Annotated in this window: 11 protein-coding genes and 2 other RNA genes; 4 read left to right on the top strand and 9 right to left on the bottom strand. The window is 62.5% G+C overall.

Annotated features, from left to right (window positions below; all coding sequences use genetic code 11):
• Positions 1–200, top strand: a 200-nt coding sequence (locus tag ABQU90_RS18425) for a hypothetical protein (RefSeq protein ID WP_323523529.1), incomplete at its 5' end; no start/stop codon positions are given.
• A gap of 173 nt (positions 201–373) precedes the next feature.
• Here the strand turns inward: ABQU90_RS18425 and ABQU90_RS18420 are convergent.
• The 6 genes from ABQU90_RS18420 to ABQU90_RS18395 all read right to left on the bottom strand — a co-directional run bounded on the left by ABQU90_RS18420 (position 374) and on the right by ABQU90_RS18395 (position 4,959).
• Positions 374–450, bottom strand: a non-coding RNA gene (locus tag ABQU90_RS18420) — sX9 sRNA.
• A gap of 117 nt (positions 451–567) precedes the next feature.
• Positions 568–1,761: an ABC transporter permease gene (locus ABQU90_RS18415; RefSeq protein WP_323523528.1), complete on the bottom strand. Its 1,194-nt coding sequence runs from the start codon at positions 1,759–1,761 to the stop codon at positions 568–570.
• Positions 1,758–2,504: an ABC transporter ATP-binding protein gene (locus ABQU90_RS18410; protein WP_055847124.1), complete on the bottom strand. Its 747-nt coding sequence runs from the start codon at positions 2,502–2,504 to the stop codon at positions 1,758–1,760. The genes ABQU90_RS18415 and ABQU90_RS18410 overlap by 4 nt, the downstream gene beginning before the upstream one ends.
• A 31-nt stretch (positions 2,505–2,535) precedes the next feature.
• Positions 2,536–4,119, bottom strand: a complete 1,584-nt coding sequence (locus tag ABQU90_RS18405) for an alpha/beta hydrolase (protein WP_323523527.1) — start codon at positions 4,117–4,119, stop codon at positions 2,536–2,538.
• A gap of 55 nt (positions 4,120–4,174) precedes the next feature.
• Positions 4,175–4,375, bottom strand: coding sequence for a helix-turn-helix transcriptional regulator (locus tag ABQU90_RS18400; RefSeq protein ID WP_055847119.1), 201 nt, complete (start codon positions 4,373–4,375; stop codon positions 4,175–4,177).
• Positions 4,372–4,959 (bottom strand): hypothetical protein, encoded by a 588-nt coding sequence (locus ABQU90_RS18395; RefSeq protein ID WP_323523526.1) that lies wholly within the window; start codon positions 4,957–4,959, stop codon positions 4,372–4,374. The genes ABQU90_RS18400 and ABQU90_RS18395 overlap by 4 nt, the downstream gene beginning before the upstream one ends.
• Positions 4,960–5,554: 595 nt before the next feature.
• On the opposite strand from ABQU90_RS18395, the gene ABQU90_RS18390 reads away from it, so the two are divergent.
• Positions 5,555–5,630, top strand: a non-coding RNA gene (locus ABQU90_RS18390) — sX9 sRNA.
• Positions 5,631–5,706: 76 nt separating this feature from the next.
• Here the strand turns inward: ABQU90_RS18390 and ABQU90_RS18385 are convergent.
• From ABQU90_RS18385 to ABQU90_RS18375, 3 genes are all read right to left on the bottom strand, one after another.
• Positions 5,707–6,351 (bottom strand): NADPH-dependent F420 reductase, encoded by a 645-nt coding sequence (locus ABQU90_RS18385; protein ID WP_323523525.1) that lies wholly within the window; start codon positions 6,349–6,351, stop codon positions 5,707–5,709.
• 146 nt (positions 6,352–6,497) lie between these two features.
• Positions 6,498–6,944, bottom strand: coding sequence for an Rrf2 family transcriptional regulator (locus ABQU90_RS18380; RefSeq protein WP_323523524.1), 447 nt, complete (start codon positions 6,942–6,944; stop codon positions 6,498–6,500).
• A 125-nt stretch (positions 6,945–7,069) separates the two neighbouring features.
• Complete coding sequence (locus ABQU90_RS18375; RefSeq protein ID WP_115563287.1) at positions 7,070–7,996, bottom strand: LysR family transcriptional regulator; 927 nt, start codon at positions 7,994–7,996, stop codon at positions 7,070–7,072.
• 135 nt (positions 7,997–8,131) lie between these two features.
• On the opposite strand from ABQU90_RS18375, the gene ABQU90_RS18370 reads away from it, so the two are divergent.
• Positions 8,132–9,727, top strand: coding sequence for a GMC family oxidoreductase (locus ABQU90_RS18370; RefSeq protein WP_323523523.1), 1,596 nt, complete (start codon positions 8,132–8,134; stop codon positions 9,725–9,727).
• A 33-nt stretch (positions 9,728–9,760) separates the two neighbouring features.
• The gene (locus tag ABQU90_RS18365; protein WP_115514197.1) at positions 9,761–10,183 is read left to right on the top strand and encodes a nuclear transport factor 2 family protein; all 423 of its coding nucleotides are present in this window, start codon (positions 9,761–9,763) and stop codon (positions 10,181–10,183) included.
• Positions 10,184–10,324 lie beyond the last annotated feature (141 nt).

Below are 10,324 nucleotides of genomic sequence, written 5' to 3'. Positions count from 1 at the left end.
GATGGGAGAAGAGAGCTGCTTCGTTCGATGGGAGAAGAGAGCTGCTTCGTTCGATGGGAGAAGAGAGCTGCTTCGTTCGATGGGAGAAGAGAGCTGCTTCGTTCAATGTGAGAACGAAGCAGCACCTTTCGATGACAGAGGAAACTGCTTGGCTCGATCAGAAACGCCGCGCCTGCCATCGCAAGCCACCGATCACGTGACCGCGCATGCCCCTCTCCCGTCGGGAGAGGGGTTGGGGTGAGGGTACGGTGTCACCAAATCCACGCAGCGGCCAGCCGATCAGCAACCTCACCAACCATGCCCGCCGAACAGCCAGTCGTTCGCCATCATGTGCGTGCCGTCATCCACTCGCTACGCACGACACACCAAGAGCGACCAACAAACCGTAACGAACAGCCGTCAGGCAGGTGCGGACGGCGCGCCTATAACCGGAGTGTGCGACTAGCCTATGCCGATTCAAGGCACTGGCCGTGCCCGCCTGGTGGCCACGCCGTAGTTGTACTCGCCGCTCTAAGCCAAACGCACGACGCGCAAACCATCGCTGCCACTGCACGCTTGTCGAGCCACTTATCCCGAAATCGCCAAGCGCTCCTGGTGATAACGACGTACCGCCGCATACCACAACAGCCCAGCCACGCCGAAGCCGGCCAGCAGATACACCGCCCAGGTCTGCGCGTTGATGGTTTCGTGGCGGATCACCTTGAGCAACATCTGGTTCTGCGCCAAAAACGGCACCGCAAAATGCCACAGCTGCGTCTTCAGCGGATACGCCATCAATGCGTAACCGGGCAGCATCGGCAGCAGCAGCAACCAGGTCATGTGCGCCTGCGCTTCCTTCATGCTTTTGGCCGCGGCGGCCAGATAAGTCAGCAGCGAGGTGCCGACAAACAGCATCGGTACCAGGATGAAGAGCATCTGCAGCATCGGCACGAAACCCACATTGAGCTGGCGTCCCAGATTGGACGACGACAACTGCGCGCTCAGCTTGAAGGCCAGCAAGGTGAGCAACAACGACACCATGCCGATCACGCAGGCGGCGGCGATCTTGCCGCTGACAATCGCACTGCGTGGTGCGGGCGTTGCCAGCAGCGGTTCCAGCGACTGCCGCTCACGCTCGCCGGCGGTGGCGTCCAGAATCAACGACGCGCCGCCTAGAAACGAGGTGATCACCAGCAGCACCGGCAACAGCATCGCCATCATCTGCCCGCGCTTGGCTTCGGCAGTGGCCAGGTCCTGCGCGGCGATTTCCAGTGGCCGGCTCACCTGCGCATCGATGCCACGCGCCAACAGACGCAATGCGCCGACCTGCTGGCTGTAGCCGCTCAAAGCTGCCTGCAAGCGCAGGCTGGGCACGTCGGCCTCGCGGCGGGTGCTGTCCTTGATGATTTCCACCAGCGCCGGACGGCCTTCGCGCCAATCGTCGGCATAGCTGTCGCTGATGCGCAGCGCCACATCCACATCCTGGTTGCGAATGGCCATCGTCAGGTCGGCTGGCGCATCCACGGCGTTGAGTCCTTGCGCGGCGAGAAACCGCACCAGATTGGGTGCGTGTTCGCGGCCGAGCGTGGGGATGTCCAGCGGCTTGTCGATCTGCGTGCGCACGCGGCTTTCGCTCAAGGCGCCCATGCCCAGGATCAGGATTGGATACAGCAATGGCGACAGCAGCAACGCCAATGCCAGGGTGCGGCGGTCGCGCGAGATGTCGCGCAGTTCCTTGCGCAGCACCGTCCACCACGTGGCCAACAGGGAGCGCTTGCTCATGCGTGCAGTCCTTCTTCCGAGCCGATCGACTTGACGAAGGCGTCTTCCAGGTTGTCTTCACCGGTGGCGGCACGTAGTTCGTCGGCGCTGCCGGACGCCACCACCGTGCCCTTGGCGATGATGACGATGCGATCGCACAGCGCCGCCACCTCTTGCATGATGTGACTGGAAAAGATCACGCAGCGCCCTTCCGCACGCAGCTGCTGCAGGAAGCCACGCATCGCGCGCGTGGTCATCACGTCCAGGCCATTGGTGGGCTCGTCCAGAATCACATTGCGCGGGTCGTGCACCAGCGCGCGTGCAATCGCGGTCTTGGTGCGCTGCCCCTGGCTGAAGCCTTCGGTCTGGCGATCGAGAATGTCGTCCATATCCAATGCGCTGGACAACACGCGCGTGCGCTCGGCGATCTGGCTGCGCGACATGCCATGCAACTCGCCGAAATAGGCGATGTTTTCGCGTGCGCTCAAGCGCTTGTACACGCCGCGCGCATCCGGCAACACGCCCAGCGCACGGCGTACCGTGACCGGGTCGTGCGCGGCGTCCACGCCATCCACGGTGACGCGCCCCTGGTCCGGCGACATCAAGGTGTAGAGCATGCGCAAGGTGGTGGTCTTGCCCGCGCCATTGGGGCCGAGCAAGCCGGTGATCTGGCCGTCGGCGGCGCTGAAACTGACCCCATCGACCGCATTGACCAGCCCGGTCTTGGTCTTGAACGATTTGTGTAGATTCTCGACGACGATCATGCGTGCGCCTCCGTGGCGTGGTCGATGCGGCTCATGGTTCCCATCCGTTGAACGAGGTGAACGCTGGCACGTTGTTGAGGCTGGCCACGCAGCTGGCATCCAGCGCCTTGGCGTCGGTGGTCTGCAGAAACTGGCTCAGCACCTTGGGCATGCAGCCGAGCCGGAACACGCCATGCCCCTGCCCCGGCGCGATGATGTGGCGGCCGTTGGGCAGACCCTGCAACACGCGTTGCGCGTAGCGCGGCGGTGTCACCGGATCGAGTTCTCCGGACAGCAGCAGCACCGGCAGCGTCGATGTGAACGGCTTGGCTGCATCGGCCGGTGCCGGCTTGGCGGGCCAGACCTTGCACGGGGCGAAGAACATCTCGGCCACCTCATTGCCCAGCAGCGTGGCGTCCTTGTCCGTGGGTGCGCGGTAACGGCCGGCATCCTCGTTGCACAACACCGACCATTGCATCGCGCGATTCATCTGATCGGACATGTCCGACGCGCTCATCTGCGCCAACGCCATCAACGATGCATAGCGGCCTGCGGCGGCTTCGTCCAGCACCAGCGGCAGCAGGGAGGCGGTTTCCGGTGCATACGAAAATCCAAACGCCAGCCCCACCACCGTATCGGCGGTCACCTGTTCGTGGCGCAGCGCGCCGGTGCGCGGGTCGCGGTAGTCCACTGCCACCGGCGCCTGGCGCAAACGCTCGACCACCTGCCGCAGCTGGGTGCGGGTATCGACCGTGAAGCGTTTGGCGCATGCCGGCGTGGACGCGCATTGCTTGGCCTGCAGCGCAATCGCATCTTCGAAGGTGCGCGCAAATTCGCCGCCGATCACCAGATCGTTGGGCGCCACGCCATCGAGCACCACGCTGCGGGTGTGCTGCGGGTAATGCATCGCGTACTGCTGCGCCACGCGCGTGCCGTAGGAGCCGCCGATCAGATTGAGCTGCTGTACGCCCAAGGCCGCGCGTACCGCATCCAGATCGGCGATGGCCTCGGTCGTCGTGAAGTAGCGCGGGTCGGCGTCGTTGCGCAAGCCGTCCGCGCACTGCCGCGCATAGTCGGTGAGCTGTGTCACGCTGGCGGCGGCGCCACCTGGCATCTCCAATGGCTTGCCGGCGCCATCGCGGCATTGCAGCGGATGCGACCCACCGGTGCCGCGCTGATCGACCAGAAAAAGATCGCGCTGTTTGCGCACCTCGCGCAAGCCCATGTCCACGATTGCAGCCACTTGCGTGGCCGACTGGCCTGGGCCGCCGGCAATGAAGAACACCGGGTCCGGCGTGCTGCCCGCGCCAGCATTGCTTTCCAGCCAGGCGATCTTCAAGTCGAGCATGCGCCCATGTGGTGTCGCCGGATTTTCCGGCACTTTCAGCTGTGCGCACTGCGCTTCGATATTGCCCGCCGCGCTGCCGGAACTCAGCGTGCATGGTGCAAATTGCAGGCTGCCATAGCGATTGCCGGTCGCAGTGTCTTGATGCATTTTTGCAGCGCGCGACTGCGTTTTTCCCGGCCCGGATGCGCCGGCGTTGCCTGCAGCAGGCATCTCTGCGCGTTGGCATCCTGCGGCCAGCAGCGCGGCCAGCACGGTGGCGGCCACATTCAGTTGCTTCAGCATGTCCATCCTCTCCTAGTGCCCATTCCCTGACGTTGCCGACGGTCGGTTGTGACCACCGCAACTACTGATCATCGTCATACAGAAACACGTGTTCGATCGGTTCGCCGAACAAGCGTGCGATGCGAAACGCCAATGGCAGGCTGGGATCGTACTTGCCGGTCTCCAGCGCATTGATGGTTTGCCGCGACACGCCCAGCTGCTCGGCCAACTCGCCTTGCGACCAGCCGCTGGCTTCGCGCAATGCACGTACCCGACTCTTCATTGATAGCGGCGTGCATTGATGGCCTTGGTGAAGCCATAGGTGATGCACAGCACCGGAAACACCCAGATCATCGCCGCCGCTGCCGGCACCGCGATCAGCTGCGCCGATTGCAGGAAGCCGGCGGTCATGTACGCCAGGCTCACCAGACCCGCGGCAATGGCGATCGATTCCAGCTCGATGCGGCGTTGCATTTCATCCGAATCATGTACAAAACGCGCCACCGCACGGACCACGAACATCAGCAGCAAGGCAGGCAGCAGCGCAATCAGCACACGCATCCAGTTGGCGTCCACACTGGCCAGCAGATGCCGCCAGCACAGCATGACCACGACGTAGGCCAGCATCGGCGGCGCGAGCTCCGTGTGATATCGGCGGACCAACGCAGGCGGCGCACTGTCGCGAAAGCTGCCGCACGAGACGTGCAGCATCAGGGCCACCAGCAAGCCGCCCAGGCCGACGCCGATCAGCAGCCCCTGGGCGTAATCGCTCACCTGCCATGGCAGCCAGCGCCGCAAGGCACCCAGCAGAATCAGGACAACGCTGCAGACCGGCAGTACACGCAGCGCCACTGACTTGGCGCTCATCGTGCGCCCACCGGTGTCGTGGACGTCTGTGCGTAGATCGCTGTGCATTGCATGGCAATGCAAGCAGATTCCTTGAGCATCACAGCACTGCAAGGCAATGCGTGCACCGGCGACATGTTTGCGCTGCTGTTCACCCCACACCCCTGTGTCAAGTTCCCTTGACACAGAGAGTGCGCGCAGATTTGGGGCGTGTCAAGCATCCTTTACACCGATGTGGAGCGGATGTGCGCGTTGATCCGTCATCGTTGCGGATGCCGCTGTAGGCCAACTCCAAGTCGGTACGCATAAGACTTAGCGCACACGATATTGGAGCGATCATTCGCCTCCTATCCGTGCCGCGTATAGAGGGGAGTTGGCCAAGATGGTGTTATTCGTGCGCTGAGATGCCGCTCATTGTGTGCATCGCATGCCAGCACTGCGCCATCAGCGAACGCTGGCTAAGGTGTTGGAAAGAGCGAAGCGCAGCACTGCGCACCTTCGTGGCAAGACGCGCGCCTAGCGACCAGAGGCTTGAGCATTTCCGCTTTGACTTTAACGCAGCTAAAAAAACGACTGTACTCACCGCCAGGCGGGCGCGGCCGGTGCTCGGTGCGGCATAGTCCACGCGTACACGCCGGTTCTGAGCGCGCCGTCCACACCCACTGACGACTGCTCGCTACGTGGTGTTAGCCACTCTTCATCGTTTGCAAAAACAGTGCGGGTGGATGGAACAGAGGTTCCATCCACCCGCAACCTGGCACCTTGTGATTAAAGCTTTACAAAGTTCTGTGCAGAGAGCGAGCCGAAAGGCAGCGATGCAAGCGTCCCGCCGACATCGAGCGACCCGAGGTCGACCGGCGCAAAGCCCATCGCGTCGATGAGCGCGTGCACCTCGGCCTTAGCGGCAGCGTCGTCCCCGGAATAGAACAGCACGCGCTTACCGCCGGCTACTTCCGGTTCGGCCAGGACGTTGACGTCGAGGTGATTGAACGCTTTGACAACCCTCGCCCCTGGCACGAAGTGCTTGAACACCTCGCTCGAATGCTTGCCCGCCAGATCCACGGCCTTGATGCCGTAGGCCGCCAGTGGATTGCTCGGATCGTTGGCGTCCGCAGAAGCCGGGTCGATAAACTCCACCGGATTGGTGCCATCGATCACGATGCGCCCATTCCACGCTGGCAGGCCGGTCATGACTTTCTCGGCATCGACCCAGCGTACCGCGGCGATCACGATGTCTGCGCTCGCCGCTTCGGCAGCGGTGACTGCGGTAATCAACGGGCCAAGCTCATCGACCAACGCAGCGAGCGAAGCCGGTCCACGGCTGTTTGAAATCGATGCTGCAAGCCCTTTCCTGGCGAGTGCACGTGCCACGTTGGCGCCAAGCGCGCCAGAACCAATAATGCCGATGCTCATGATCTATTCCTGTTGATGTGATTGAAGTTGAGGGGTTCTAAAGTGAGAGAGGTTGCCAGCACCCCAAAACACTGGCGGCTCTGATGTCGACGTGATTCATCGAAATATCTATGTGTCGTCGACTTAGCGACATTTAAACTGAAAAATTACCAGACCAGAGGGATCGAGAAGTTTCCCAACCGAGCGACGTCGGTGGCCACATCTGCGATGGTGGTTTTTCCGAGTTCGCTTTCAAGTGCTCTGCGAGCTCGGGTCAATGTCGGTTCAAGCGCGGCCAGAATGTTACCGCCCACCGCACAACTCTTGCAGGGCGGCGTCCGATGCACCGCAAACAGCTCCGTATCCTCCACCGCCGCATAGACATCGAGCAGTTTGATCTGCTTGGCCGGTTTGGCCAGCATCGCGCCACCGCCGGCGCCAAGTTGCGAACGCGTCAGCCCCGCCTCGCTGAGGCGTGACAGCAGGCCACGGATGACCACAGCACCGGTATTGGCCGAATACGCCAGGTCCTCCGAACGCATCGGCGTGCCATCGCCCACTGCAAGCGCAGTCAGGATATGGGTGGCGACGGCGAAACGGCTGCTGGTGGGCATGGGTTGAAGTGGATCTAGTGAATGCGTGTAGCAAACACTAATACATATATTTGAGCGTGTCCATCTTTTTGTTTGATCTCTGCCTGTCTGGGTGACGTGCGACGCACCAACCATCCAATGCCCCGCTAGTCCGGGAGGTCCGTGGCGACCTGCCGGCCCCTGGTGCAATGCTTCAGACGCTCAATCATCCAGCGGCCTGCAGGGCCCGGCGGCGCGCTGAGGCGGTAGATCGCCGAGATGGGCATGTGATATCCCCCGACCGGTGTGGCCTCGATAGGAAGCACAACAAGTCGTCCTTCGGCGATGTCGTTGGAGACCGCGTGAAACGGCATGCCGCCCCACCCCAGGCCACTGAGAAGAAAAGCATGCTTGGCAAACAGGTCCGCCAACCGCCAGGTCAGCGGAGACAGCACACCGAACTCCTGCCCTTCCGAGATGCTGGAGCGGTCCGTCAATACCAGTTGCACATGCTTGGCGAGCTCCTCGCGCGGGATCGGCCCGTCATAAGCGGCAAGCGGGTGATCGCTGGCTGCCACGCTGACAAAGTTGATCGTGGCAATTTGTTCCGACTCCAGGCCACTGGGCAACATCTGCAAGGACCCGACAACGCCAAAGCTGGCGCGGCCATCGACCACCGGCTGCATCGCGCCGCCAAGCGCCTCGACAAATAACCGCAGCGGCGTGTCCGGGAACTGGACACGAAATTCGTGCGCGGCTTCTGCCATGGCAGTGATCGGGAAAAATACGTCGATCACTGCGACGAGTTCAGGCTCCAGGCCGCCGGATATCCCTTTCGCCCGGGCTTTCAGGTTCTCGACGCCTGCGATGATGGCTCTTGCATCCGAGAGCAGCACCTTTCCTTCCGGGGTCAGCCTGGGATATCGGCCCTGCCGATCGAACAGGCGGACGCCAAGCTGCCGTTCAAGATTGTTCATCGTTTCCGAGATGGCGGACTGCGTGCGTCGAAGGCGTCTGCCCGCCGAGGAAAAGCTCCCTTCTTCGGCTGCGGCGATAAAAGTTCTCAATTGATCGAGCGAAAGACCATCCAGCATGTTGGCGCCTTATGTGATTTTTGCTTACTTGCCCATCCAACGGATTAAACGATGGATCGCATCGAAAAATACAGGCTTGTTGGCAGTAACACCCAGGTGTCAGCATCGCCGCCACATCTTCTTAAGCCACTCTCGATGACCGATCGCAACGACGCTGGAAGCACCGGCAAGGGTCTGCCGCAGCACCGTTCCAATGCGGCAGGCATCATCGATGCATCAGGTGCTACATACGACCTGATCATCGTTGGTGGCGGGTCCGCCGGCGCAGTATTGGCCAACCGTCTGAGTGCCGATGCATCGCGTCGCGTGCTGCTGATCGAGGCAGGCGTGGCCTATGCACCTAACGCGTATCCGGACGCAGTACGGCGCCAGGATCTGGTGGGCGGCGATCCACAGCACGACTGGGGCTTTCAATCAGAGCCTGGCCTGCTCGGCAGGCGCATGCCACTCAATCGCGGCAAGGTGCTGGGAGGGTCGTCCGCGATCAACGGTGCAGTGGCGATGCGGTTACCAAAATCAGACCACGACCGCTGGGCCCGGGAACACGATCTGGCGGCACTGAGCTGGGACGCTACACAGCCGTTCTACCAGTCGCTGGAGCGTACCTCCGGGACCGGTGGCACTGGCCATGACGGCCCCTTCCCCGTGCATCAGCTCGGCGACGAAGAAGTGTCAGACCAGCACCGCGCCTTCATTGCCTCCGCGGTCGCTGCAGGCCATGAACGCTCGGCCGGGTTTGCGACCGCGCACCCACTGGGCGTCGGTCCCTATGTCATGAACACCCGCATGGGCGTGCGGCTCACGACCGGCATGACCCTGCTGAGCGAGGCGGTGCGTGCCCGCGCCAACCTGACCATCCGCGACCAGGTGCTGGTCGATGCCGTCGTGCTGGAAGGTACGCGCGCCACCGGAGTCCGTCTGGCCAGTGGCGAAGTGATCAGCGCTGACACAGTCGTTTTATCGGCAGGCACCTACGCCAGCCCGGCGATCCTGATGCGCTCGGGGATCGGCCCTGCCGACACGCTGCGCAACCTCGGCATCGACGTGGTGGCCGATCTGCCGGTGGGCCGTCGCCTGCAGGACCACCCGCTGGTTCCGACCGTGTGGTCGATTAAAAAGGAGGCCGTCGGCCTGCCGTATCCGCCCATTGGCGCCATGCTGTGGACGCGATCGCAGCATGCCGAAGGGGATGAGGCCGACCTCAACATCAGCACTGCGGCGCTGCCCGACGATGGGCAGTCATCCGGCAACGCCATGTTCCTGCTGTTTGCGGCGCTGGTGCGCCCGCGATCGGTCGGCTCTGTGACCATCGCCAGCCGCGACCCGCAAGCGGCACCGATCATCGATCTGGGTTTCCTCAGCGACGCGGGCGATCGGGAGCGCTTGATCGACGGCGTGGAACTGATCCGGAACATCGCGCGGCACACGCCGTTTGCAGATGTGGTCGGCGGCGAGCTCGCGCCTGGCGCAGCTGTGAGCGATCGCGCCGCGCTGGATGCCACCCTGCCTGACAGCGTGGCGACCTACCAGCATCCAACCTCCACTGTGCCGATGGGAGGCGAGCGCGACCCGACTGCCGTGGTCGACATCGATGGCCGCGTTCGCAGGATTGAGGGATTGCGTGTTATCGATGCATCGATCTGGCCCGACGTGCCTTCGGTCGCGACAGCCTTCCCGACCATGATGCTGGCCGAACGTATCGCATCCAACTGGATCTGGCCAAACGCCTGACCACACCACACCACCAACCCACCGGAGCAACGCATGAACACACCAGGCACCCACACCGCCGTCCAACTTCTACAACGCACCTTGGACACGTTTCTCGCCAAGGATATGAAAGGTTGGTCCGAACTCTGCGACGAGAACGTGGTCGTTGAGTTTCCGTTCGCACCCGATGTGTCGTCCAGGAAACTGGTAGGTCGCGCCGCCATTTACGAGTACCTGCGCAATTACCCGAACGTGATCGACGTCAAGACCATCCCGAGCCTGAAGATCCATGCCACCGATGATCCCAACGTGGCCATCGCCGAGTGGAGTGCGTCGGGCACGGTCATCTCCAACGGCAACCCCTATGAAATGAGCTATGCCACGGTGGTGACGTTCAAGGATGGCCTGGTGGTCAATTACCGCGAGTACTGGAATCCGATGGCGTTTCTTGCAGCACTGAGCGACGCAAAGTTCTAAGCGCGCGCTCGGTTGGAGAACCTGCATGCATCGCCCAGGCCAGGCATGCAGGTTTTCACCGGCCGCAGCGACCGGCCTCTAGTGAACATCTCTGCATGACTGCCAGCGCCAGGGTAGATGGCGGCAACGCGGTGAGGCAGC

The organism is Xanthomonas sp. WHRI 10207 (genome assembly GCF_040202975.1).
Classification (GTDB): domain Bacteria; phylum Pseudomonadota; class Gammaproteobacteria; order Xanthomonadales; family Xanthomonadaceae; genus Xanthomonas.
Note: the sequence above shows the minus strand (reverse complement) of the source record. Positions and strands in the feature narration are given on the sequence as shown.

Bases quoted from the DNA above. Each gene is read 5' to 3' on its own strand.
- ABQU90_RS18415 (WP_323523528.1), bottom strand. From the start codon at position 1,761: ATGAGCAAGCGCTCCCTGTTGGCCACGTGGTGGACGGTGCTGCGCAAG.
- ABQU90_RS18410 (WP_055847124.1), bottom strand. From the start codon at position 2,504: ATGATCGTCGTCGAGAATCTACACAAATCGTTCAAGACCAAGACCGGG.
- ABQU90_RS18405 (WP_323523527.1), bottom strand. From the start codon at position 4,119: ATGGACATGCTGAAGCAACTGAATGTGGCCGCCACCGTGCTGGCCGCG.
- ABQU90_RS18400 (WP_055847119.1), bottom strand. From the start codon at position 4,375: ATGAAGAGTCGGGTACGTGCATTGCGCGAAGCCAGCGGCTGGTCGCAA.
- ABQU90_RS18395 (WP_323523526.1), bottom strand. From the start codon at position 4,959: ATGAGCGCCAAGTCAGTGGCGCTGCGTGTACTGCCGGTCTGCAGCGTT.
- ABQU90_RS18385 (WP_323523525.1), bottom strand. From the start codon at position 6,351: ATGAGCATCGGCATTATTGGTTCTGGCGCGCTTGGCGCCAACGTGGCA.
- ABQU90_RS18380 (WP_323523524.1), bottom strand. From the start codon at position 6,944: ATGCCCACCAGCAGCCGTTTCGCCGTCGCCACCCATATCCTGACTGCG.
- ABQU90_RS18375 (WP_115563287.1), bottom strand. From the start codon at position 7,996: ATGCTGGATGGTCTTTCGCTCGATCAATTGAGAACTTTTATCGCCGCA.
- ABQU90_RS18370 (WP_323523523.1), top strand. From the start codon at position 8,132: ATGACCGATCGCAACGACGCTGGAAGCACCGGCAAGGGTCTGCCGCAG.
- ABQU90_RS18365 (WP_115514197.1), top strand. From the start codon at position 9,761: ATGAACACACCAGGCACCCACACCGCCGTCCAACTTCTACAACGCACC.